Below are 24,116 nucleotides of genomic sequence, written 5' to 3'. Positions count from 1 at the left end.
GGTGTCTTCATGAAATGGTATGAGATGGAGGTAAACGAAGTTGAAAGATCGACGGGAACAAACGGAACAACGGGTTTGTCAGATAAGGAGGCACAAAAGCGGTTAAAGCAATATGGGGAAAACAAATTGGACGAAGGAGAAAAACCTTCAGCACTATTAGTCTTCTTAAGTCAATTTAAAGATTTTATGGTGCTCGTTTTACTAGCTGCGACACTCATTTCCGGGTTGCTAGGTGAATACATCGATGCGATTACAATTATGATTATTATCTTATTAAATGGTGTATTAGGATTCGTACAGGAACGAAAAGCAGAAAAATCATTAACTGCCTTAAAAGAATTGTCAGCTCCACAACTAGTCGTCCTTCGTAATGGAGAGTGGACGAAAATTCCGTCTAGTTTGGCGGTTGTGGGTGATATCGTTAAGGTCACTAGCGGTGACCGAATTGGTGCTGATATGAGGCTTTTAAAAGTCAATGGTCTTCAAATTGAGGAATCGTCACTTACAGGAGAGTCTGTTCCTGTACAAAAAAGTGAACAGGTTTTAGTAGGTGAAGACCTTGAACTTGGAGATCAAGCCAATATGGCATTTATGGGTACCCTCGTCACCCAAGGAAATGGAATTGGTGTAATTATTGCAACTGGAATGAAAACAGAAATGGGGAAGATAGCCCATTTACTTCAATCAACAGAAACATTAGTAACCCCTTTGCAAAGAAAATTAGAGCAGTTGGGGAAGATTTTAATTGGTGTTGCACTTCTTCTTACAGCTCTTGTCGTTTTAATTGGGGTTTATCAAGGACATGACGTCTACACGATGTTCCTCGCTGGGGTTTCTTTAGCCGTTGCTGCAATTCCTGAGGGGTTACCAGCGATCGTAACTGTTGCACTAGCTCTAGGTGTTCAACGAATGATTAAACGAAAGGCGATTGTTCGTAAACTCCCTGCCGTTGAAACGTTAGGATGTGCGTCAGTCATTTGTTCTGACAAAACCGGAACTTTAACGCAAAATAAGATGACAGTAACTCACTTGTGGATTGGTGGAAAAACGTGGCATGTAACAGGAACAGGCTATGAGCCAACAGGTGATTTTTTAGCTAGTGGTGAAAAAGTAAACATTCAAAAAGAACGAGCCCTGCAACAGATGCTAGCTTTTGGATATTTATGTAATCATGCGAAAATCAATGAAAAACCGGTCAAGGAAGGTCTATTAAAAAAGAAGAAAACCGAATTTTACCTAGATGGCGACCCGACAGAAGGAGCACTGGTAGTTGCTGCAATGAAAGCAGGGATTACTTCAGATTCTCTTAAAAAGCAATTTAAAATCATTAAAGAATTTCCATTTGAATCAACGAGAAAAATGATGACAGTAATTGTTGAAGATAAAAATGGTAAAAGGTTTGCGATCACTAAAGGTGCACCTGATGTCGTATTAGCAAATAGTAAAAACATCTTTTTCAATTCCCGAGAAGAAGCTCTGACAAACAGAAGTCGAACGTTAGTAGAGGATGCGATAACAACATTAGCAAGTCAAGCGTTGCGTACGATTGCGATCGCGTATCGTCCACTCTCGACTTCTGATAAAGTGGATTATCCATTAGATGTAGAAAAAGATTTAACGTTCATTGGTCTTGAAGGAATGATTGATCCTCCAAGACCAGAAGTGAGAGACTCTATTCGTGAGTGTCGTGAAGCAGGTATTAAAACCATTATGATTACTGGAGACCACGCGATTACAGCTCGAGCGATAGCAAAGCAACTTGATATACTTCCTGAAAACGGTAAAGTACTTGACGGTCAAACGCTTTCTAGAATAAGTGTCCAACAGCTAGAGGAAATCGTGGATGATGTGTATGTATTTGCTCGTGTTTCTCCAGAACATAAATTAAAGATTGTCAAAGCGCTCCAAGCACGAGGGCATATTGTCGCAATGACCGGTGATGGTGTTAATGATGCCCCTGCCATTAAGGCAGCAAATATTGGGATTGCAATGGGAATTACAGGTACAGATGTGGCTAAAGAAGCGTCATCTCTCATATTAAGCGATGATAATTTTGCAACGATTAAAGTAGCCATTAAAGAAGGAAGAAATATTTACGAGAACATTCGAAAATTTATTCGGTACATGCTCGCATCCAATGTTGGAGAAATTTTAGTCATGTTGTTTGCGATGATTTTAGGGTTGCCTTTGCCACTCGTAGCGATTCAAATTTTATGGATTAACCTCGTAACTGATGGGTTGCCGGCAATGGCTCTTGGAATGGATAAAGCGGAAGGTGATGTGATGAAACGACCGCCGCGAAGTCCTGATGAAGGTGTATTTGCAAGAGGCCTTGCTTGGAAAATTGTGAGCAGAGGTTTTATGATTGGTGTCGTAACTTTAGTGGCATTTATGGTGACATTAAATGCGAACCCAGATGATTTGACCAAGGCGCAGACGGTAGCATTTGTTACACTCGTTATGGCTCAATTAATCCATGTATTCGACTGTCGCAGTGAGTATTCCGTGTATCACCGTAATCCTTTTGAAAATATGTATCTTGTAGTTGCGGTAATTTCATCTGTTTTACTTATGCTTGCTGTTATCTACTACCCGCCATTACAAACTGTTTTCCATACGACGTATATGGACGCACGTGATTGGCTCCTTATTCTTGGTATGGCTGCAATACCTACAGTTGTTTTAGGGGCAGGTCAATTATTTGGTAAAAAGCGTTAAGTTTATTACTTGCTATTTTAGAAAAGTTTCGTTAGGCTGTTATAGGTAACTTTTTACCTGTAACGGCCTTTCTTTCCTTTTTATTGTTGAAGGTGTTAATATTAGATAGAATAGAAAAAGTGGATGTGATAAGATGATTACAAGTATGACAGGATACGGGCAAGCGGTCTTAGAAAATGAACGCTTTAAAGTTTCAGTTGAAATGCGTTCCTATAATCATCGTTTTTTTGAAGTAATGATTCGTATGCCTAGACAGCTTTTACCGATTGAAGAACAGTTAAAGAAAGCCGTCCAAAAACAAGTGCATCGTGGTAAAGTTGATGTTTTTATTAACATAGAGGGTGAAGGTCTCGTCAAAAAGCGGTTAGATATAGATTGGGATCTCTTTCAGGAATATATTCACGTAGCAGCTGATATGAAAAAGCGAGCAGATATCACAGGACAGCCGTCAGTAGACGCATTGCTTCTACATGAAAAGATTGTAAGTGTTCACGAGCAAGAACAAACGGATGAAGGATTATTCTCCACACTTATTAAAGCTACAGAAGAGGCTGCCTTGAAGCTTGTCGAAATGAGAAAGCGAGAAGGACATTCGTTATTTATTGATTTAAAAACAAGAGTTGAACATGTAAGTCAATTAGCAACGGACTTGAAACAATATGCTCCTAAAGTAGCTGAACACTATCGCACAAAGTTACAGAAGCGTGTAGAAGAATTTTTACAAGGCCAAGTTGAATATGATGAAAATAGACTCTTAAATGAAGTAGCTTTCTTTGCGGATAAGTCGAATGTTGATGAGGAATTAATTCGGTTAGATTCTCACACCGTCCAATTTCAAAAGATTATTGAAGAGGGTGGAGTTGTTGGCAGAAAGTTAGATTTCCTCATTCAAGAGATGAATCGTGAAGTAAATACGATTGGCTCAAAAGCAAATGACATACATATAAGCCGACAAGTGGTAGAATTAAAGAGCGAAATCGAAAAAATTAAAGAACAAGTGCAAAATATTGAATGATTTTATAGAAAAACGCCCGTTCTTCGTATATAGTAATTTTAGGATGGGAAAAATATCGAGAGTGAGTTTTCTATTTTGGCGATAAGACACAAGCTTACCTTTACTTAAGGAGGGTTTAGCCTCATTGTCCTATTTACTCCTCTCAAAAAGCGAGGGAGAAAAGATGAACATTAAGTTAATTAATATTGGCTTTGGTAACATCGTATCTGCAAATCGTATTATTTCAATTGTAAGTCCAGAGTCTGCACCAATAAAAAGAATTATTCAAGAAGCGAGAGAGCGTAACATGTTGATTGATGCAACATATGGCAGGCGTACTCGAGCTGTCATCATCGCAGATAGCGACCATGTCATTTTAAGTGCAGTACAACCAGAAACGGTGGCACAGCGTCTAACGAACAAAGATGAATCAGAAGACGCTTAGATATACATACAAGGGCTGCTCGGCTAATGCCGAGTTTCTTACACTTTTTAACAATGACTTGTCTATTGAAAAAAAAGAGTGACAAGTTAAACGGAGGTATTTATGAAGAAGGAAAAAGGGTTGTTGATCGTGCTCTCAGGTCCTGCGGGTGTCGGGAAAGGAACGGTTTGTTCGGCTCTTCGTCAAGAGAACACAGACATTCAATACTCAGTGTCGGCAACCACTCGTGCTCCACGTGAAGGAGAAGTAGATGGTGTCAATTACTTCTTTAAATCAAGAGATGAATTTGAAGAAATGCTAAAAAATGATGCGCTTCTAGAATGGGCCGAGTACGTTGGTAACTATTATGGTACACCGATTGATTATGTTAAAAAAACAATTGACGAAGGTAATGACATCATTTTAGAGATTGAAGTACAGGGTGCATTAAAAGTAAAAGAACGCTTACCTGAAGGTGTGTTTATCTTTCTGATGCCGCCGAGCTTAGCTGAGCTAAGAAAGAGAATTGAAGGCCGAGGCACTGAAACGGCTGATGTCATTAATAAGCGCATGACAGTTGCTAAAGAGGAAATTGATATGATGAAGAAATATGACTACGTCGTAGAGAATGATGAAGTCCAAGCAGCTGTTAACCGCATCAAGGCGATTGTCACAGCTGAGCATTGTAAGCGTGAACGATTAATTGAGAAGTATAAACAATTAGTGGAGGTTGAGTAATTTGTTATATCCATCAATCGATTCTTTATTAGATAAGTTAGACTCAAAGTATACGTTAGTCACGGTATCATCTAAACGTGCTCGTGAAATTAAAGAAGATTCAAAACGTGGTCCTCTAGTAGTTAAACCTGTTTCTTATAAACCAGTAGGTGTTGCTTTAGAGGAAATTGTATCAGATCAACTTCAATATGAGCGCCTTGAAAACTAACAACCTATTCTTCCAATAGGTTGTTTTTTCATAAAAAAATTCGAGTTCTCAAAGCTGTAAGCGCTGAACAGTCGCTTACACTTTTCTGTGTCTAGTTACAGGCGCTATCGGCTCGAGGTCGCTTCGGAACGAGCGCCTTACACTTTTCTATCTATATGGGGGGAAGAGGTATGTTAAAAGGAAAGAAAATTTTACTATGTGTTACGGGTGGTGTTGCTGTTTTTAAAGCCGCGGCATTAACAAGTAAGTTATCGCAAGCAGGTGCCACTGTAAAAGTGATGATGACTAAATCTGCTGAGCAGTTTGTCACACCATTAACGTTTCAAACGCTTTCTAGGCAACCTGTATATAATAATACATTTGACGAAAAAGATCCAAGTGGTGTTGCGCATATTGATTTGGCGGATTGGCCAGATTTAATTTTAATTGCACCAGCAACAGCGAATATGATTGGAAAGTTAGCGAATGGCATTGCTGATGATATGATTTCTACAACGTTACTTGCAACAACTGCTCCTGTGCTTGTTGCGCCTGCAATGAATGTACATATGTATGCACACCCAGCGGTAGTTAACAACCTAAACAAACTTAATGAATATGGATATCATTTTATTGAACCTGATGAAGGTTTTCTTGCATGTGGCTATGTTGGCAAAGGCCGACTAGCTGAGCCAGAACAAATTATTGAACGTCTCCATCAGTTTTTTTCGAATGAGTTGTATCAACCACTCAAAGGCAAACAATTTCTCATTACAGCGGGGCCTACACAAGAGAAAATTGACCCTGTTCGTTACATTACAAACCATTCTTCCGGAAAGATGGGCTACCAGATTGCTGAAGCAGCAGCAGGACTTGGAGCTGAAGTTACTCTGATTTCAGGACCGACACAATTAGCAACACCTAAAGGAGTTACAAGAATTAATGTCGATTCGGCACAAGACATGTATGAAGCCGTCATGGAGCATTTTGCCTCAACAGATGTTGTTGTTAAGACGGCTGCTGTGGCTGATTACCGGCCAAAAGTTGTTCATGCTGAAAAAATGAAGAAAAAGCCAGGAGATGCTGTAATCGAATTAGAACGCACTACCGATATCTTAGCCACATTGGGTGAATTAAAAAAGCATCAAACCTTAGTCGGGTTTGCAGCAGAAACTGAAAAAGTGGAAGAGTATGCCAAAGGAAAATTAGAGCGTAAAAATTTAGACTTAATTGTTGCAAATAACATAACCGAAGCGGGTGCTGGTTTTAAGGGAGATACAAACAAAGTAACGATCTATAAAAAGAATGGTGAAACGATTGAGCTCCCGATTATGACGAAAAGAGATGTAGCCGAACAACTACTCGCTGAAATCATTAATTATGAACAAGGAAATTCTCGCGAATGATTGCTAGGGTAATAGTGGATGTCCCAAGCGGACAAACCGATCGCCTGTTTGATTATAAAATCCCCAATAAGTGGTATGACGTTCTGGAAAAAGGAATGAGGGTCGTTGTTCCTTTTGGTCCACGCTCAATCCAAGGTTTTGTTGTAGAGATAACCGAAAGTTCGACTGTTGAAAAACTCAAAGATATTAAAGAAATACTAGATGTCACACCTGTCTTAACAGAGGAATTATTAGAATTAGGCAATTGGTTAACCGATCAAACATTATCATATAAGATTTCAGCTTACCAGGTCATGTTGCCTGCTGCATTAAAAACAAAGGTTGAAAAGCAAGTTCTCTGTTTGCAAGAAAGTCAGTTGTTGCCTACGTCACTCCAGCCGTTTTTTAAAAAACAACCGTTAGTGAAGTGGAGTGAGATTGTTGATACGGACCCTGGTTTATTGCCTTCGATTAAAGATGCAGTGAAGAGTGGCTTACTAGAAGTCCAATATTCGGTTAAGGATAAAGGTAAAAAGCAAACTCACCGAATGATTGAAAGCTTGTTATCTAAAGAGCAATTAAAGGAATTAGTTGAAGGTCTGCCACAACGAGCAGAAAAACAGATAGCGGTCGTTCACTATTTTATTGAAAATGATGGACAAGTTCCTTTAATACGATTGATCAAGATGACGCAAAGCAGTCGCCAATCAGTTAAATCCCTAATTGATAAAGGGGTACTTATCGAAAAAGAAGAAGAATTTTATAGAGACCCTTTTATAAATGAATCATTTGCTAAAACGAAACCATTACCTTTAACGGATCAACAGCAACAAGTGACTACACCAATCCTTAGCTCAATTGAAGAAATGGCCCATAAAACATTTTTATTACATGGTGTTACTGGCAGTGGAAAAACCGAAGTATACCTACAAGTAATTGAACGGGTTCTATCTGAAGGGAAAGAAGCCATTGTTCTCGTTCCTGAAATCTCCTTAACCCCACAGATGGTTGAGAGATTTAAAGGGAGGTTTGGTTCTCAAGTTGCTGTTCTTCATAGTGGCCTTTCACTAGGTGAGAAATATGATGAGTGGCGGAAGATTCACCGTAAAGAAGTACGAGTTGCCGTTGGAGCAAGGTCAGCTATTTTCGCTCCTTTTGAAAATTTAGGCATTATTATCATTGATGAAGAGCATGAAGGAAGCTACAAGCAAGAGGAGATGCCCAAATATCATGCAAGAGATGTGGCCATTTTTCGAGGAAGTTATTATCGTTGCCCTGTGGTGTTAGGCAGTGCTACTCCTTCTTTAGAAACGTATGCGAGGGCAAAAGTAGGCAGATATGAGCTGCTGACATTAGGTGAACGAGTAAATCAAGGCCCGCTTCCGACCGTAGAAGTTGTTGATATGCGTGAAGAACTTAGATCTGGAAACCGATCTATGTTTTCGAGTGCATTGTTTGAAAAGATGAAAGACCGCATCGATAAAAAGGAACAAATGGTATTACTCTTAAACCGACGCGGATTTTCGACTTTTGTGATGTGCCGGGATTGCGGGTTTGTTGCTACCTGTGAGCACTGTGACATTTCCTTTACATATCATAAGACAAACCACTCACTGAGATGTCATTATTGCGGACATGAAGAACGAATGATTACAACATGTCCGTCGTGTTCAAGCGAGCATGTCCGTTTCTTTGGAACGGGGACACAGCGTGTGGAAGAAGAATTAGGAAAAGTGTTGCCAGAGGCACGGGTTATTCGAATGGATGTTGATACGACAAGGAGAAAAGGATCTCACCAAAAGTTATTAAAAGACTTTGGTGAAGGAAAAGCAGATATTTTACTTGGTACGCAAATGATTGCCAAAGGACTGGATTTTCCTAATATTACACTCGTCGGTGTTCTCACTGCGGATACGATGCTGCACTTGCCAGATTTTCGCTCGTCTGAAAGAACATTTCAACTGCTAACACAAGTCAGCGGAAGAGCAGGGCGGCACAAATTGCCGGGAGAAGTAATTGTACAAACATATACACCTGAGCATTATAGTATTGAATTTTCAAAAGAACATGATTTCGTTAACTTTTTTCAGCGAGAAATGTTTATAAGAAAAGGAAGCGGCTATCCGCCTTACTATCATATTGCACTCATTAATGTGTCGCACCAAGAACTGCCTAAAGTCATTCATGTTACAGAAAAAATTACACAATTTTTAAGGCAACAACTTACTAGCGAAGCAAATATTTTAGGTCCAGTCGCTTCACCGATTGCGCGGTTAAAAAATAGATATCGCTACCAATGCATGATAAAATACAAAAATGAACCAATGCTTGGAAAAATATTACGTGAAATTCAACAGCACTACAGCCGTGAAACTGCACGAGGAGACTTGCAGATTTCAATTGATATGAACCCGCAGATGTTTATGTAGGTTTGTAATAGAGCAGTGTTTATATAGAAAGGCAGGTTATCTAACGAATGAGAATAGTTTTTATGGGTACACCGGATTTTTCCGTTCCAGTATTACGCCAATTGATTGAGGATGGATATGAAGTTGCAGGTGTCGTAACACAACCTGACCGTCCTAAAGGAAGAAAAAGAGTATTAACTCCTCCTCCTGTCAAAGTGGAAGCAGAAAAACATGGATTAACTGTCCTGCAACCGGAAAAAATAAAAGAAAAAGAAGAGTTAGACAAGGTCCTTGCTCTTAATCCAGATTTAATTGTTACCGCAGCATTTGGACAAATTTTACCGAAAGAAATATTAGAAACACCAAAGTATGGTTGTATTAACGTCCACGCTTCTTTATTACCCAAATACCGTGGCGGAGCACCAATTCACAAATCAATAATAGACGGTCAAAAAGAAACTGGAATTACAATTATGTATATGGTTGAAAAATTAGATGCTGGCGATATACTAACGCAAACTGTCGTGCCGATTGAAGAGGAAGATCATGTAGGCTCCTTACATAATACGTTAAGCGCAGCAGGGGCTAAGTTACTATCAGAAACGATCCCACCTCTTATTCGTGGTGAACTTCAGCCTATTGTACAAAACGATGAAGAAGTGACTTATGCTTGGAATATTACTAGGGAGCAAGAGAAGATTGATTGGAATAAACCCGGTGAAGAAATTTATAACCAAATTCGAGGGCTTCACCCGTGGCCGGTTGCTTTCACTACTTTTGGCGGCCAACCGATGAAGATTTGGTGGGGGCAAAAAACAGCAACAACTCAAAAGGTTGAACCAGGAACCGTAATAGCCGTTGAAGAGGATGGATTTATTGTGGCAACTGGAAACGAAACCGCTATAAAAGTAACAGACTTGCAACCAGCAGGGAAAAAACGAATGCTTGCCGGGCAATTTCTGCGTGGTGCAGGCATTACAACAGGAGACAAGCTAGGAGATTAGTATGAAACAAAAGACAATTCGCGATGTTGCACTAGATGTTTTACTTCAAATTGAAAAAAATCAGGCCTATAGTAATTTGCTTTTAAATCAGACGGTGAAAAAAGCAAACTTAGACCAACGAGATGTAGGATTATTAACCGAAATTGTCTACGGTACTGTTCAACGCCGTGATACACTTGACTTTTATTTAGAGCCATTTATAAAAAAAGGTGTTAAAAAGCTAGATGACTGGGTGCGAGTGTTATTGAGGTTATCCTTATATCAAATGATTTATTTGGATCGTGTTCCCGATCGTGCAATCGTACATGAAGCGGTAACAATTGCAAAGCGAAGAGGACACCAAGGAATTTCTGGAATGGTTAATGGCGTTTTACGGAATGTGAGAAGACAGGAATTACGATCGTTTGATGAAGTTAAGGATGATGTAAATCGTTTAGCAATTGAAACTAGTCATCCATTATGGTTAGTGAGACGCCTAGTTGCGCAATATGGATTTGAAGAGGCAAGACAAATGTGCCTGACTAATTTAGAACCTCCTCAAGTGACGGTACGAGTTAACCAGACGAAAGCATCAATAGAGGAAGCGATTGAGCTTCTAAGTCAGGAAGGAATAGATACGGTACGAGGATACCTTTCTAATGATGCTCTTATTATTGAAAAAGGAAATGTTACACATACGGAAGCATTTAAAAATGGTGTCATTACTATACAAGATGAAAGTTCAATGCTTGTTGCAAGAGCGCTTGCTCCAGAAGAAGGAATGCATGTATTAGATTGTTGTGCTGCACCAGGCGGGAAATCCACGCATCTGGCAGAACAAATGAATGATAAGGGTCGAGTGACCGCACTTGACCTGCATGATCATAAAGTGAAACTCATTCAGCAATTATGTGAACGACTGCAGTTAAAGTCAGTTGCAGGAAAGACAATGGATGCAAGGCTTGCAAAGGATTCTTTTGAAAAAGCTAGTTTTGATGCAATCTTAGTGGATGCTCCTTGTTCAGGTCTGGGTGTCATCCGCAGAAAACCAGATATAAAATGGACCAAGAGTGTCAAAGATATTGAAGCAATTCAAAACATTCAAAAGGAAATTTTAACAGCTGTTGTACCACTTTTAAAACCAGGTGGAAGACTTGTTTATAGTACTTGTACTATCGACCGTACTGAGAATGAGGAGATGGTACAATGGTTTTTAGACAGCCATGATGATTTCCGACTGGATTCATCTTTAAGTGAGCGCCTGCCTCAACATATTTCTGAAAAAGCGAAATTTGAAGAGGGCAGCTTAACGATATTACCCCATCACTTTAATACAGATGGATTTTTTATAACAGCTATGATTAAACAATAACAGTGGAAATGAAGGGAGTTCTTATGGAGGATCAAAACACAAAATCAAAGTTGATGGATACAGAAAAATTGCCTTCTATTTATTCGCTTCAATTTAATGAATTAAAACAGTGGTTAAAAGAAAATAATGAACCTGCATTTAGAGCAGGGCAAGTGTATGAATGGCTTTATAGTAAACGAGTGGACTCGTTTGAGGCGATGACGAATTTATCGATGGACCTTCGTAATAAGCTTGCCCAACAGTTTACATTAACTACGTTAAAAACAGTGACGAAACAAGAATCTAGTGATGGCACAGTGAAATTTCTGTTTGAACTTCATGATGGCTACTCTATTGAAACTGTTATTATGCGCCATAATTATGGAAATAGTGTTTGTGTAACCACTCAAGTTGGCTGCCGGATTGGTTGTACGTTCTGTGCTTCTACATTAGGCGGCTTGAAACGCAACTTAGAAGCTGGAGAAATTGATGCTCAAGTATTAGAGGCACAACGAGCCATGGACGAAGTGGGCGAACGAGTAAGTTCCGTAGTTGTTATGGGGATAGGAGAGCCGTTTGATAATTATGAGGCACTCGTATCGTTCCTAAGAACGATTAACCATGATCAAGGGTTAAATATTGGAGCTAGGCATATTACGGTTTCCACCAGCGGGATTGTTCCGTATATTTACAAATTTGCAGATGAAGGACTGCAAATTAATTTTGCGATATCATTGCATGCACCGAATACACAAATACGGTCGAAACTTATGCCCATTAACCGTGCGTATTCGTTGTCTAAATTAATGGAGTCCATTAATTACTATACAAATAAAACAGGACGTCGAGTGACGTTTGAGTATGGTTTATTTGGAGGCGTGAACGACCAAGATGAACACGCTGAAGAGTTGGCTGATTTAATAAAAAATGTAAAATGTCATGTCAATTTAATCCCAGTCAATTTTGTATTAGAAAGAGATTATAAGCGCACACCAAGAGATCAAATCTTTGCTTTTGAAAAAATCTTGAAAAATCGCGGGATTAATGTCACGATACGAAGAGAGCAAGGACATGATATTGATGCTGCTTGTGGTCAGCTCCGTGCGAAGGAGCGTAAAGAGGAGACGAGGTGAGTAATAAGTGAAATTTGCATTTAATTCAAATGTTGGCAAGGTAAGGCCTCATAATGAAGATAGTGGCGGGATTTTCCTACATCCGAATGGTGCTGTCTTGGCAGTTGTTGCTGATGGTATGGGCGGGCATCAAGCTGGTGATGTTGCAAGTCAAATGACAAGTGACTTATTAAAGGAAAAATGGTTGCGTACTGCTGAGCTTTCAAAACCAACAGATATCGAACAATGGCTTAATGAAGCAATTCAAGATGTGAATGAAAAACTTTTTTTACATTCGAAAGAACACCGAGAATGCCAAGGGATGGGTACGACTGTAGTTATCGCGGTTTGTACTGAGGAGTTGGTGTCCATTGGACACGTAGGAGATAGTCGTGGTTATTTACAAAATAACTGTGGTTTTCAACAAAAGACATCAGATCATTCTTTAGTAAATGAACTAGTACGTACGGGGCAGATTACAGAAGAACAAGCTGAGCATCACCCTAGAAAAAATGTATTATTACGTGCACTAGGAACAGAACCAACGATTAAGATGGATATTGAAACGATTGATTGGGAAGAAGGCAACACCATCATTCTTTGTTCAGACGGTCTGTCAAATAAAGTAACAGATAATGAAATAGAGGATATTCTTCGGTTAAATGATAACGTTAATCAAAAAGTGGACAAACTCATTAACTTAGCTAATGATCGTGGAGGAGAAGATAATATTACTGTCGCTATTGTCCACTATTCTCATGACCGTCAGGAACAGGAGTGACGCTTATGATAGGTACACGTATTAACGGACGTTATCATATTTTAGAAACTATTGGCGGCGGTGGGATGGCTTATGTGTACAAAGCACGTGATGTTATCCTTGATCGGATCGTTGCCGTAAAAGTTTTACAACCGCAGTTTTCAAGAGATGAGCAGTTCATCAAACGTTTTCGGCGTGAGGCGCAGGCAGCTACAAGTTTAGCTCATCCGAATGTTGTCAGCATATTTGATGTTGGTGAAGAAGAAGATGTTTATTACATTGTAATGGAATACGTTGAAGGCCCAACGTTAAAAGAATTAATTCAAGACCGAGGGGCGCTTTCGCTTGATGAAACAGTCGATATAATGATGCAAGTGACATCAGCAATTGCACACGCCCATGCGAATCAAATTGTTCACAGGGATATTAAACCTCACAATATTTTAATCAGTTCTGAAGGCGAAGCTAAAGTCACTGATTTTGGTATTGCCCGTGCGATGTCTAGTGCAACGATTACACATACAAACTCTGTCATGGGATCTGTTCACTATCTTTCACCTGAACAAGCTAGAGGTGGAGTTGTTACGTACAGGTCTGATATTTATTCTCTCGGAATTGTCCTGTATGAAATGGTAACCGGTCAAGTTCCATTCTCTGGAGACACAGCAGTTACGATTGCATTAAAGCATTTACAAGAAGATGTTCCCTCGCCAAAGAAAGTTAATCGTCTAATTCCACAAAGTCTCGAGAATATTATTCTACGTTCAACGGCAAAAGATGCATTCCACCGGTATGAAAGTGCATTGGAAATGGGAGAGGATCTAGAAACATCTTTGGAACCAGCTCGGGCGAATGAACCTAAATTTGTAATTCCTAGTGAGGAAGACGATGTTACAAAAGCGATTCCAATTATCAAAAACGATAATACTATTAAAGATCTAGATGCAACAATTGAAGCAAGACCACCAGTTAATAAAGCTCAAAAAGAAGAAGCTAAACCAGAGGAAAAACCAAAAAAGAAAAAGAAAAATCGATGGTTAACGTTTATCTTTGTGTTATTTTTCTTAATCATCGGCTCAGGTGTAGCCGCATTTGCACTTTTTCCTAGTCTGTTAAAAGTTGATGAAGTCGAAGTTATTAATGTCGTCGGCGAAGAAGTTGAAGAAGCTGAAACGCTGTTAAAAGATCTTGGGTTAGCAGTAGAACTCGAGAGAATGGTACACGAAGAGGTGCCAAAGGATCATGTCATTCGTCAAGATCCAGCTGGTGGTTCGGTCGTAAAAGTAGGAAGCAGAGTAAAGCTGTTTGTAAGTGAGGGGCAAGAGAAGTTTGAAATGCCTGAAGTCGTGGGAATGCAGCGAGAACGAGCTGAACGAATTCTTGGTGATTTTAAGAATATTGAATGGGCTGAACGTGAATCAGATGAAACACCAGGTGTCATTCTTACCCAAGTTCCAGAACCGGGTACACCTGTAATTGTTGAGGAAACAACGGTCTATTTAACGTATAGTGTTGAACAGACAGTAAGTTTAAATAATTTACGCGGATTAACAGAGCGAGAAGCTTATAATTATTTAGATGGTGTAGGATTGTTAGCTAAAGTAACGTATGCACACTCTAATGATGTTCAAAAAGACCAGGTTATCTCTCAATCACCAAGTGCTTTTATACAGGTTAAAAAAGGTTCTGAAGTCGCTCTTACGATTTCTAAAGGTCCCGAACCGAAGAAACAAGAAGAAAAGAAAGAAGAGCGAGAACCTGAAACCGAACCGCGTAGAACTGTAATAAGTACTATTCCTATCCAAGTAGATGAAGGGGACGACCCGCATATATTAATTCGATATGAAGATGCTACGACAGACGGTGAGAAAGTCCACTTTGACGATAGATTATTAGAGTCAGACACGTTTCGTATCAATTTAGTTGTTACTCCAAGAAATGATGCGATTGTTAAACTTTATATTAATGGGGAACATTATAAGGATTATACTTACACTTATTAAATCTTAGGGAAATTAATAATGAGGCTGTTTCAAGTATAGGTTGTTGACCGGTACGTTGTCACAGCCTCAAATAATCAGGAGGATTTCATGCCAGAAGGAAGAATAGTCAAAGCCTTAAGTGGCTTCTATTACGTCCATAATGAGGATGGTATGTTTCAATGTCGTGGTCGAGGAGTTTTTCGTAATCAAAATATAAAACCGCTCGTAGGTGATTTTGTTCATTTTGAAGCTGAAAATCGAACAGATGGATATATTTTAGATATTTATGAACGGGAAAATGAAATGATTCGGCCGCCTATTGCCAATATTAATCAAGCTATTTTAGTGTTTTCTGCATTAGAACCCAATTTTAGCCCATTACTTTTAAATCGGTTTTTAGTACATATAGAAGCTCATTATATTGAGCCGATTATTTGCATTAGCAAAGTAGACTTATTAGACGAAGCGAAACAGCAAAAGATTGAGCAGTTTAAAGAAGACTATGAGAGAATTGGATATACCGTAATTATGACATCGATTGAAACAAAAGAAGGGATAGAAACTCTAATTCCGTATTTAAAAGATAAAGTGACTGTGATTGCTGGCCAATCCGGAGTCGGCAAGTCGTCACTTCTAAATACGCTCCATCCAGAACTTGATATCGAGACGAACGAAATCTCTACTCATTTAGGGCGTGGGAAGCATACGACGAGGCATGTCGAGCTTTTAGCTGTTGGCGAAGGGTTAGTCGCAGATACACCAGGGTTTAGTTCTTTAGATTTTGTTGATATTGAGGCTGAAGATTTATCGCTTTATTTTCCTGAGATGAAAGAAAGAACAGGTGCTTGTAAGTTTCGCGGGTGTACTCATACAAGTGAGCCGAAATGTGCAGTTAAAGCGGCAGTTGAAACAGAAGAAATCTTGAAATATCGTTATGAACATTATCTACAATTTTTAGAAGAAATTAAAAGTCAAAAGCGGAGGTACTAATCATGATCAAAATAGCCCCATCCATTTTATCTGCAGATTTTTCAAAACTCGGTGAAGAAATCAAAGATGTGGAACGAGGCGGCGCCGATTATATCCATGTCGATGTAATGGATGGCCATTTCGTACCGAATATTACCATTGGACCGTTAATTGTTGAAGCTATTCGTCCAGTTACAACGCTTCCTTTAGATGTTCATTTGATGATTGAAAACCCTGATCAATATATTCCACAGTTCGCTAAGGCTGGAGCAGATATTATAACTGTTCATGTTGAGGCCTGTCCACATCTTCACAGAACGATCCATCTGATAAAAGAGCAAGGTGTAAAAGCTGGTGTCGTTCTAAACCCAGCAACACCAGTGGATACGATTCAACACATTATCAATGATTTAGATATGGTTCTCTTAATGACTGTAAACCCTGGTTTTGGTGGTCAGAAGTTTATACATAGCGTCCTGCCTAAAATTACAGCTGTTTCAGAAATGGCTAAATCAAAGAAACTTAACATTGATATAGAGGTAGATGGCGGAGTGAATGAAGAAACAGCACGCTTATGCATCGAAGCTGGTGCTAATGTACTTGTAGCAGGTTCTGCTGTTTATAGTAAAGAGGACCGCGCTAGAGCGATTCAAGCGATTAGAGGATAATTCGTTCCTCCTTAACACCGAAATGGTTCCGTCCAAAAAAAATGAAGTCTGTTTGTCCTATTTTTAAAAACCAAGTTGCATAACAGAGGTAGTTTTGCATATGAATGATTGTAGGGTAGATAGAAAGGGTAGAACTCATATAGTTCTCACATGAAAAAAATGGGTACTATTTTGTCAGTGATGAATATACTAGTATAAATGAGCATTCTTCATGTCATTATCCTTCATTTATTCGTAAGTCGGTGGCAATTCATGTTGAGGAGGAGGAGCTATGAAATTTTATACGATCAAGCTGCCTAAGTTTATTGGCGGGTTTGTCAGAGCAATTCTAGGTTCATTTAAAAAAAATTAAAAATCCCCAAAAATGCACCGTAACTGCCTAAAGACGGTGCATTATTTGGTTCTTCGGTGCCAGGCACCTTTTGTGCGCTACTGCGCTAAAGGTGCCTGGCACCGAAAATGCAACAAAAAAACAAGAGGTCGACAATTGTCAGCCTCTTGTTTCTTAAACGAAGCATGAAATATCTTCGTTTCGTCTACACTTATAGTAGACTTGTCTTATACGCGCTCTACTTTACCAGACTTTAACGCACGAGCAGAAACATAAACTCGTTTTGGTTTACCGTCAACTAAAATGCGAACTTTTTGAACGTTAGCGCCCCATTTGCGCTTAGTTTTATTCATCGCGTGTGAACGTTGGTTCCCTGTGCGTGCTTTTCTACCAGTAATATAACATGTACGTGCCATTATATACGCACCTCCTTAAACCCAGTTAATCCAATCGAATCAGCTGTTCGATTTTTAATTCATACTCGAATATCTTAGCATAGGGTTTTTTAGAATGCAACAGTTTCCAACAATTTTTATCAAGTATTCATGCTTGACAGCAAAAGAGGATACAGATAGCTTTTAAAATTAGATATAGTATAGTAAAATGACGATACCCAAACATTTTAATAAAAGGGGGAGACTGTAATGCCTGTAGAGTTAAAAACGCAAATGGGAATTATCGATGTTTCTAAAGATGTTGTAGCGACTATCGCTGGGGGAGCTGCTGTCGACTGTTATGGAATTGTAGGCATGGCTTCACAAAAACAACTTAAAGATGGCTTAAGTGAGATCTTAGGTAAAGAAAACTTTCAACGTGGTGTTGTCATTCGAGAAGAAGAAGATGAAATTCATATCGACATGTACATCATTGTAAGTTATGGTACAAAAATTTCTGAAGTAGCTCATAACGTACAAACGAAAGTTAAGTATCAACTAGAGAAAATGTTAGGTTTGGTTGTAGACTCAGTGAACATTTTTGTTCAAGGGGTGCGAGTAATCAACCCTTAAGTGAGTTAGGAGGAAAGATTTGTGTCAAGAAAAGTGATCGATGCTAGTCAATTAGCGCAAATGTTTATTCAAGGTGGCGCTAATTTAACAAAACACGCTAAAGTCGTAGATGCGTTGAATGTGTTCCCTGTACCAGATGGTGATACAGGTACGAATATGAACTTGACGATTACGTCTGGAGTTAAAGAAGTCAGACAAGCCCCCGTTCAAAAAGTTTCAACTGTTGCCCAAGCTTTTTCTAAAGGTTTGTTAATGGGAGCAAGAGGAAACTCAGGGGTTATCTTATCTCAGCTTTTTAGAGGCTTTGCCAAGGGTGTCGAAGGAAAAAGTTCTATTGATGGCAAAGAATTAGCAGCCGCCTTTGAATTAGGTGTAACGACAGCATATAAAGCGGTAATGAAACCTGTGGAAGGTACGATCTTAACAGTTGCGAAAGATAGTGCAAAAGCAGCTGGAAAATTTGCTAAAAAAAGCGACGATGCTCTTGCAATGATGGAAAGTGTATTGACAGAGGCTAAGGCTTCGCTAAAACGTACTCCAGATTTATTACCTGTCTTAAAAGAAGTAGGTGTCGTCGATTCAGGTGGTCAAGGTCTAGTTTATATTTATGAAGGTTTTCTTGCAGTCTTAAAAGGAGAAACGATTGTCAGTCAAGAAGTGGAAACGCCTTCAATGGAAGATCTCGTTAAAATTGAACATCATAACGCTCAAAGCATGTTAGCGACCGAAGATATTGAATTTGGCTATTGTACAGAAGTGATGGTTAAATTTGACGAGGAAAAATTAAAAGCATCTCCATTTTCGGAAAATGACTTCCGTAAAGAATTAGATCAATTAGGGGATTCCCTGCTAGTTGTTTCTGATGAAGACCTACTAAAGGTACATATTCATGCTGAGTCACCTGGTGAAATATTAAACTGTGCTCAACGTTACGGTAATCTAATTAATATTAAGATTGAAAATATGAGAGAGCAACATACTCATTTATTAGATGAAACAAAAGCAGCGTATGGTGAAGATACTACAACTGAGACTCCAAAAGAAAAGAGTGAATATGGTGTAGTAACAGTTTCCATGGGTGAAGGCATCGAAGAGCTATTTAAAGGATTAGGAGCAACTGTTGTCATTCCAGGCGGTCAAACGATGAATCCAAGTACAGAAGATATCGTTACTGCTATACATAAAACAAATGCTCATAAAGTAGTTGTTTTGCCTAATAACGGGAATATCATTATGGCTGCTGAACAAGCGGCGCAAGTTGCTGATGCTGAAGTCATTGTTGTTCCATCTAAAACAGTACCTCAAGGGTTAGCTGCACTGCTTGCTTTTAATCCATTGACGTCACTTGAGAACAACAGTTCAACTATGAAAGATGCGATGTCTAATGTAAAAACCGGCCAAGTAACGTATGCTGTTCGAGATACGAATATGGACGGTATTGAAATTAAAAAAGACGATTTTATGGGGATTTCTGAAAAAACCATCATCTCGTCTGGACCTGCGCTAGTTGAGGTTACGAAGAAATTGTTAGAAAATATGTTAGATGAAGGTTCTGAAATCCTAACAATTATTTGGGGAGAGGGAACAACAGAAGAAACAGTAGCAGAGATTACCTCTTATGTTGCAGAAAACTTCGAAGAGATTGAAGTAGAAATTCATGAAGGTAAACAGCCACTGTATTCGTTTATTTTCTCAGTTGAATAAAGATAACTTTTGATGAGGCTGACTCTAAGTGTCTGTGCTTCTCGCTTTTTCACGAGGTCATTTGTGAGTGAGGAGCTTGGACACTTTGCTTGGGTCATCCTCATTTTTTAAAATGAGGTGGAAAGATTGAAGTATCGCACAGTTTTTGACATTATCGGACCCATTATGATTGGTCCATCAAGTTCACACACAGCAGGTGCGGCAAGAATTGGTCGTGTTGCCAGGACCTTATTTGGAAAAGAGCCCAAATGGGCTAATATATACTTCTACGGTTCCTTCTCGAAAACATACAAAGGACATGGAACAGACGTCGCCATCGTTGGCGGTTTATTGGATTTTGATACATTTGATAAGCGGATTACTAGTGCTGTCAACATTGCGGGAGCAAAAGGAATTGAAATTAATTTTTATGAGGAAGAAGCTGTTACCGATCATCCGAATACGGCAAAGATTATTCTTGGTGATGATAACGACAAATTGGAATTAGTCGGGATTTCTATTGGCGGCGGAAAAATAGAAATTATTGAATTGAACGGTTTTGACTTAAAGCTTTCAGGAAATCACCCGGCTATCTTAGTCGTTCATAACGATCGTTATGGAGTGATTGCAAATGTTTCAAATATATTAGCCAAATATCAAATTAACATCGGTCATATGGAAGTATCGAGAAAAGAAAAAGGTCAAGAAGCTTTAATGGTTATTGAGGTTGATCAAAATGTGGATGAGACTTTACTTAAAGAAATGGAAGCACTACCTAATATCAATAAAGTGACGAAAATCCATGACTGATAACTTGGAGGTTAATTATGTTTCGTAATGTTGCGGAATTAGTTGAATTAGCAGAATCAAATCAAATACCCATTTCTGAAGTAATGATAAAGCAAGAGATGGAAGTTGCAGACAGAAGTCGAGATGAGGTTTTTTCCATGATGGAAAAAAACCTAGACATTATGGAAGAAGCGGTTAACCGGGGAATTAAAGAAAATGTTAAATCGGTATCAGGCTTAACAGGTGGAGATGCAGTTCTTCTGCAGGAATATATTAAATCCGGGAAATCCCTAACAGGTGATATTCTCCTTGATGCGGTAAGTAAGGCAATTGCAACCAATGAAGTTAATGCGGCAATGGGTACAATTTGTGCTACACCAACAGCAGGTTCGGCTGGTGTCGTCCCAGGTACTTTATTTGGTTTGCAAAATAAACTTAACCCGACCAAAGAACAAAAGGTACGATTTCTTTTTACTGCAGGAGCATTTGGTTTTGTAGTAGCGAATAATGCCTCCATTTCAGGAGCTGCAGGTGGATGTCAGGCAGAAGTTGGCTCTGCAACAGGTATGGCAGCTGCAGCAATTGTAGAATTAGCTGGTGGACCTCCTAGTCAATCTGCAGAAGCGATGGCGATTGCATTAAAGAATATGCTTGGTCTTGTTTGTGACCCTGTAGCTGGCTTAGTTGAAGTCCCATGTGTCAAAAGAAATGCAATGGGTGCAGCGATTGCTATTACTGCAGCTGATATGGCGTTAGCTGGTATTACGAGCCGAATCCCATGTGATGAAGTAATTGATGCGATGTACAAAATAGGGCAGACGATGCCGGTTGCTCTTCGTGAAACAGCACAAGGTGGATTAGCGGCTACCCCAACTGGCCGTGAGTTAGAAGCAAAAATATTTGGAATTCCACTTGATAAAAAATGAGTCAATTAGCACAACCAGTAACAATCATTAAGGGAGTAGGCGAAGAAACGGCAAAACAGTTGGGGAACTTAGGTATATATACAGTAGGAGACTTACTCGAATATTATCCATTTCGTTACGAAGATTATCGTATTAGAGAAATTCATGAAGTTAACCATGATGAACGAATTACATTGGCTGGAGTAATTCATAGTGAGCCTTCGGTTCGTTATTTTGGTAAAAAAAAGACAAGGCTGTCGGTTCGGGTTTTAATTAACAATGTGCTGATAACAGCAGTTTTCTTTAATCAAGGATTTATTAAAAAGCAATTGCAGGTTGGCAGTTCTATTACAATAACAGGAAAATGGGACCGCCACCGGCTTACATTGACAGTCAATGAATTTAAAATCGGTGATGTGACGAGACAAAATGAACTTGCACCTGTATACTCTGTTGGCGGAAACTTAAAAATTGCGACTCTAAAGAAAATTATCTATCAAGGGTTAAAGGAGTATGCGAATGAAATACAAGAAATACTCCCACCGTTTATACTCGAAAAATATAAACTACTTCCTAAAAAAGAAGCTGTATTAAGGCTTCATTACCCTCAATCGACAGAACTTGTAAAACAAGCTCGTAGACGCATGGTGTACGAGGAATTTCTCCTTTTCCAATTAAAAATGCAATCGTTTCGAAAATTTAAGCGTGAACAAACAAAAGGTTTACCAATGCCGACAAACCGAAAAAAAGTTGAACAGTTTATCGATTCTTTGCCTTTTCCTTTGACAGGTGCACAACAACGAGTCGTTAACGAAATCATGAATGATTTAAGTGCAGATTACAGGATGAACCGACTCCTGCAAGGAGATGTTGGGTCAGGTAAAACGGTAGTGGCAGCAGTTGCGATGTATGCTACTGTGGACGCTGGTTTTCAAGCGGCGTTGATGGTGCCGACTGAAATACTTGCTGAGCAGCATGTTAGTTCAATAAAAGAACTATTATCTCCTTTAGGTATAGAAGTTGCCTTGTTATCAGGTTCTGTAAAAGGTAAAAAACGACGCGAACAGCTTGAAAAAATAAAAGCTGGTGAAATTCATGTCGTGATTGGAACGCATGCTTTAATACAAGATGATGTTCATTTCCATAAGCTGGGTCTCGTAATTACGGATGAGCAGCATCGATTTGGCGTGGAGCAGCGCCGAATTCTTCGTGATAAAGGAGAAAACCCGGATGTGTTGTTTATGACGGCAACACCTATACCGCGGACGTTAGCCATTTCAGTATTTGGTGATATGGATGTATCGGTCATTGACGAAATGCCAGCAGGTAGAAAGACGATTGAAACGTATTGGGTTAAACATGACATGTTGGAAAGGGTATTACATTTTATTGAAAAAGAAATTAAACAGGGGCACCAAGCGTATGTCATTTGCCCATTAATTGAAGAATCGGAAAAACTAGATGTTCAAAATGCAATTGACGTTCACGCAATATTGCAAACGCATTTTAAAGAGTACAAAGTAGGATTAATGCATGGGAGACTCCACCCGTCTGAAAAAGATGAAGTGATGGAGGCTTTCAGTAAAAATGAAACACAAATTCTTGTCTCAACAACGGTTGTAGAAGTGGGAGTCAATGTACCTAATTCGACCGTGATGCTTATCTATGATGCGGAAAGGTTTGGTCTAGCCCAGTTACACCAACTTAGAGGCCGTGTAGGTCGGGGAGAGCATCAGTCCTATTGTATTTTATTAGCTGATCCTAAATCAGATGTAGGGAAAGAGCGCATGAGGATCATGACGGAAACAAACGACGGATTTACTCTTTCTGAACGCGACCTGGAACTGCGTGGACCGGGTGATTTTTTTGGTCAAAAACAAAGTGGACTTCCGAACTTTAAAGTCGCTGATGTTGTCCATGATTATCGAGCACTAGAAGTTGCAAGACAAGATGCCGTTGAATTTGTTAACTCTACTCATTTTTGGGAAGATAGAGAGTACAAGGCACTTGTTTATTATTTAGAAGAGCAAGGGATATTGAGTGGAGAAAAACTAGATTAACTATTGCTATTTAGTAGTTGGAATTATATACTACTATTAGTACCTAGTCATATATTTTGGATGGTGGCGTACATGAAAAAGTCTAAGAAAGAACGCCAAAAGCTGTTACTAGAAACGATTGAGACTAATCCTTTCGTAACAGATGAGGAACTAGCAAAGAAATTTCTAGTTAGTGTTCAAACGATTAGATTAGACAGAATGGAATTATCTATTCCTGAATTAAGGGAAAGAATTAAAGATGTTGCTAAACAGCAACTCGATGAAGTAAAAGCATTACCGATTGAAGAAGTAATTGGTGACATTATTGATCTTCAACTAGATGAAAGCGCGATATCAATCTTACAAATAGGAAATGAACAAGTTTTTTCTCGAACAAAGATTGCACGCGGTCATCATTTGTTTGCCCAAGCAAACTCTTTAGCTGTAGCAATCATTAATGATGAGCTTGCATTAACGGCTAAGGCGACCATTCGGTTTACAAGGCAAGTAAAAGTCGGGGAACGGGTAATCGCAAAAGCAAAAGTTCTAAAGCATGAAAAGGATCGAACGATTGTAGAAGTTAATAGTTTTGTTGACCAAGAGAAAGTATTCTCAGGAGAGTTTGTTATGTATAGGTCAACCCAATCTTAACCGCTTAAAAATCGAATGTTGACCTTTTATAA

General features: G+C 39.2%; 22 protein-coding genes. 21 read left to right on the top strand and 1 reads right to left on the bottom strand.

The genetic code is table 11. The annotated features are described in order from the left end of the window. Positions 1–9 precede the first annotated feature (9 nt). The 15 genes from N7Z68_RS06475 (at position 10) to spoVM (ending at position 17,031) form a co-directional block, all read left to right on the top strand. On the top strand, positions 10–2,718 hold the full coding sequence (locus N7Z68_RS06475) for a cation-translocating P-type ATPase (protein ID WP_275117646.1): 2,709 nt from the start codon (positions 10–12) through the stop codon (positions 2,716–2,718). Positions 2,719–2,851: 133 nt separating this feature from the next. Then, positions 2,852–3,733 (top strand): YicC/YloC family endoribonuclease, encoded by an 882-nt coding sequence (locus N7Z68_RS06470; RefSeq protein WP_275117645.1) that lies wholly within the window; start codon positions 2,852–2,854, stop codon positions 3,731–3,733. Positions 3,734–3,896: 163 nt separating this feature from the next. Next, positions 3,897–4,157 carry an extracellular matrix/biofilm regulator RemA gene (gene remA, locus N7Z68_RS06465; protein WP_075385592.1) on the top strand — a complete coding sequence of 87 codons (261 nt, stop codon included), beginning with the start codon at positions 3,897–3,899 and terminating at the stop codon, positions 4,155–4,157. 102 nt (positions 4,158–4,259) lie between these two features. Then, positions 4,260–4,874: a guanylate kinase gene (gene gmk / locus N7Z68_RS06460; protein ID WP_275117644.1), complete on the top strand. Its 615-nt coding sequence runs from the start codon at positions 4,260–4,262 to the stop codon at positions 4,872–4,874. Between the two features lies 1 nt (position 4,875). After that, complete coding sequence (rpoZ, locus tag N7Z68_RS06455) at positions 4,876–5,082, top strand: DNA-directed RNA polymerase subunit omega (protein WP_275117643.1); 207 nt, start codon at positions 4,876–4,878, stop codon at positions 5,080–5,082. A 170-nt stretch (positions 5,083–5,252) separates the two neighbouring features. Further along, positions 5,253–6,467 (top strand): bifunctional phosphopantothenoylcysteine decarboxylase/phosphopantothenate--cysteine ligase CoaBC, encoded by a 1,215-nt coding sequence (coaBC, locus tag N7Z68_RS06450; protein WP_275117642.1) that lies wholly within the window; start codon positions 5,253–5,255, stop codon positions 6,465–6,467. Further along, positions 6,464–8,875, top strand: coding sequence for a primosomal protein N' (gene priA, locus N7Z68_RS06445; protein ID WP_275117641.1), 2,412 nt, complete (start codon positions 6,464–6,466; stop codon positions 8,873–8,875). Before coaBC ends, priA begins: the two co-directional genes overlap by 4 nt. A 47-nt stretch (positions 8,876–8,922) precedes the next feature. Then, positions 8,923–9,858, top strand: a complete 936-nt coding sequence (gene fmt / locus N7Z68_RS06440) for a methionyl-tRNA formyltransferase (protein WP_275117640.1) — start codon at positions 8,923–8,925, stop codon at positions 9,856–9,858. Position 9,859: 1 nt separating this feature from the next. After that, on the top strand, positions 9,860–11,209 hold the full coding sequence (rsmB, locus tag N7Z68_RS06435) for a 16S rRNA (cytosine(967)-C(5))-methyltransferase RsmB (RefSeq protein ID WP_275117639.1): 1,350 nt from the start codon (positions 9,860–9,862) through the stop codon (positions 11,207–11,209). A gap of 23 nt (positions 11,210–11,232) precedes the next feature. Then, on the top strand, positions 11,233–12,321 hold the full coding sequence (gene rlmN, locus N7Z68_RS06430) for a dual-specificity RNA methyltransferase RlmN (RefSeq protein WP_275117638.1): 1,089 nt from the start codon (positions 11,233–11,235) through the stop codon (positions 12,319–12,321). 7 nt (positions 12,322–12,328) lie between these two features. Continuing rightward, positions 12,329–13,081, top strand: coding sequence for a Stp1/IreP family PP2C-type Ser/Thr phosphatase (locus N7Z68_RS06425; RefSeq protein ID WP_275117637.1), 753 nt, complete (start codon positions 12,329–12,331; stop codon positions 13,079–13,081). Between the two features lie 5 nt (positions 13,082–13,086). Further along, positions 13,087–15,063 (top strand): Stk1 family PASTA domain-containing Ser/Thr kinase, encoded by a 1,977-nt coding sequence (pknB, locus tag N7Z68_RS06420; protein WP_275117636.1) that lies wholly within the window; start codon positions 13,087–13,089, stop codon positions 15,061–15,063. A gap of 87 nt (positions 15,064–15,150) precedes the next feature. Beyond that, positions 15,151–16,032 (top strand): ribosome small subunit-dependent GTPase A, encoded by an 882-nt coding sequence (gene rsgA / locus N7Z68_RS06415; protein ID WP_275117635.1) that lies wholly within the window; start codon positions 15,151–15,153, stop codon positions 16,030–16,032. A 2-nt stretch (positions 16,033–16,034) separates the two neighbouring features. Next, complete coding sequence (gene rpe / locus N7Z68_RS06410) at positions 16,035–16,679, top strand: ribulose-phosphate 3-epimerase (RefSeq protein ID WP_275117634.1); 645 nt, start codon at positions 16,035–16,037, stop codon at positions 16,677–16,679. Positions 16,680–16,950: 271 nt separating this feature from the next. Beyond that, on the top strand, positions 16,951–17,031 hold the full coding sequence (gene spoVM, locus N7Z68_RS06405) for a stage V sporulation protein SpoVM (RefSeq protein WP_075385605.1): 81 nt from the start codon (positions 16,951–16,953) through the stop codon (positions 17,029–17,031). 206 nt (positions 17,032–17,237) lie between these two features. Here the strand turns inward: spoVM and rpmB are convergent, their stop codons facing one another. After that, the gene (gene rpmB, locus N7Z68_RS06400) at positions 17,238–17,426 is read right to left on the bottom strand and encodes a 50S ribosomal protein L28 (protein ID WP_275117633.1); all 189 of its coding nucleotides are present in this window, start codon (positions 17,424–17,426) and stop codon (positions 17,238–17,240) included. 228 nt (positions 17,427–17,654) lie between these two features. Here rpmB and N7Z68_RS06395 point away from each other — a divergent pair, with 228 nt between their 5' ends. The 6 genes from N7Z68_RS06395 to fapR all read left to right on the top strand — a co-directional run bounded on the left by N7Z68_RS06395 (position 17,655) and on the right by fapR (position 24,084). Further along, the gene (locus N7Z68_RS06395) at positions 17,655–18,017 is read left to right on the top strand and encodes an Asp23/Gls24 family envelope stress response protein (protein ID WP_275117632.1); all 363 of its coding nucleotides are present in this window, start codon (positions 17,655–17,657) and stop codon (positions 18,015–18,017) included. Positions 18,018–18,038: 21 nt separating this feature from the next. Beyond that, positions 18,039–19,721 carry a DAK2 domain-containing protein gene (locus N7Z68_RS06390; RefSeq protein ID WP_275117631.1) on the top strand — a complete coding sequence of 561 codons (1,683 nt, stop codon included), beginning with the start codon at positions 18,039–18,041 and terminating at the stop codon, positions 19,719–19,721. Positions 19,722–19,847: 126 nt separating this feature from the next. After that, entirely contained in the window at positions 19,848–20,510 is a 663-nt protein-coding gene (gene sdaAB, locus N7Z68_RS06385) for an L-serine ammonia-lyase, iron-sulfur-dependent subunit beta (RefSeq protein WP_275117630.1), read from the top strand. A gap of 17 nt (positions 20,511–20,527) precedes the next feature. Continuing rightward, complete coding sequence (gene sdaAA / locus N7Z68_RS06380; RefSeq protein WP_275117629.1) at positions 20,528–21,415, top strand: L-serine ammonia-lyase, iron-sulfur-dependent, subunit alpha; 888 nt, start codon at positions 20,528–20,530, stop codon at positions 21,413–21,415. Then, positions 21,412–23,454, top strand: coding sequence for an ATP-dependent DNA helicase RecG (recG, locus tag N7Z68_RS06375; protein ID WP_275117628.1), 2,043 nt, complete (start codon positions 21,412–21,414; stop codon positions 23,452–23,454). Before sdaAA ends, recG begins: the two co-directional genes overlap by 4 nt. Positions 23,455–23,526: 72 nt before the next feature. Then, a complete protein-coding gene (gene fapR, locus N7Z68_RS06370; protein WP_275117627.1) occupies positions 23,527–24,084 on the top strand; it encodes a transcription factor FapR in 558 nt (185 codons plus the stop codon). Positions 24,085–24,116 lie beyond the last annotated feature (32 nt).

The sequence above is a fragment of the Alkalihalobacterium chitinilyticum genome (assembly GCF_029028005.1).
GTDB classification, from domain to species: Bacteria; Bacillota; Bacilli; order Bacillales; family Bacillaceae_F; genus Alkalihalobacterium; species Alkalihalobacterium chitinilyticum.
The sequence above is the reverse complement of the archived record's forward strand: the minus strand, read 5'-3'. Positions and strand labels throughout refer to the sequence as shown.

Coding starts and splice junctions, on each gene's coding strand:
- N7Z68_RS06475 (WP_275117646.1), top strand. CDS start 10: ATGAAATGGTATGAGATGGAGGTAAACGAAGTTGAAAGATCGACGGGA.
- N7Z68_RS06470 (WP_275117645.1), top strand. CDS start 2,852: ATGATTACAAGTATGACAGGATACGGGCAAGCGGTCTTAGAAAATGAA.
- remA (WP_075385592.1), top strand. CDS start 3,897: ATGAACATTAAGTTAATTAATATTGGCTTTGGTAACATCGTATCTGCA.
- gmk (WP_275117644.1), top strand. CDS start 4,260: ATGAAGAAGGAAAAAGGGTTGTTGATCGTGCTCTCAGGTCCTGCGGGT.
- coaBC (WP_275117642.1), top strand. CDS start 5,253: ATGTTAAAAGGAAAGAAAATTTTACTATGTGTTACGGGTGGTGTTGCT.
- priA (WP_275117641.1), top strand. CDS start 6,464: ATGATTGCTAGGGTAATAGTGGATGTCCCAAGCGGACAAACCGATCGC.
- fmt (WP_275117640.1), top strand. CDS start 8,923: ATGAGAATAGTTTTTATGGGTACACCGGATTTTTCCGTTCCAGTATTA.
- rsmB (WP_275117639.1), top strand. CDS start 9,860: ATGAAACAAAAGACAATTCGCGATGTTGCACTAGATGTTTTACTTCAA.
- rlmN (WP_275117638.1), top strand. CDS start 11,233: ATGGAGGATCAAAACACAAAATCAAAGTTGATGGATACAGAAAAATTG.
- pknB (WP_275117636.1), top strand. CDS start 13,087: ATGATAGGTACACGTATTAACGGACGTTATCATATTTTAGAAACTATT.
- rsgA (WP_275117635.1), top strand. CDS start 15,151: ATGCCAGAAGGAAGAATAGTCAAAGCCTTAAGTGGCTTCTATTACGTC.
- rpe (WP_275117634.1), top strand. CDS start 16,035: ATGATCAAAATAGCCCCATCCATTTTATCTGCAGATTTTTCAAAACTC.
- spoVM (WP_075385605.1), top strand. CDS start 16,951: ATGAAATTTTATACGATCAAGCTGCCTAAGTTTATTGGCGGGTTTGTC.
- rpmB (WP_275117633.1), bottom strand. CDS start 17,426: ATGGCACGTACATGTTATATTACTGGTAGAAAAGCACGCACAGGGAAC.
- N7Z68_RS06395 (WP_275117632.1), top strand. CDS start 17,655: ATGCCTGTAGAGTTAAAAACGCAAATGGGAATTATCGATGTTTCTAAA.
- sdaAA (WP_275117629.1), top strand. CDS start 20,528: ATGTTTCGTAATGTTGCGGAATTAGTTGAATTAGCAGAATCAAATCAA.
- recG (WP_275117628.1), top strand. CDS start 21,412: ATGAGTCAATTAGCACAACCAGTAACAATCATTAAGGGAGTAGGCGAA.
- fapR (WP_275117627.1), top strand. CDS start 23,527: ATGAAAAAGTCTAAGAAAGAACGCCAAAAGCTGTTACTAGAAACGATT.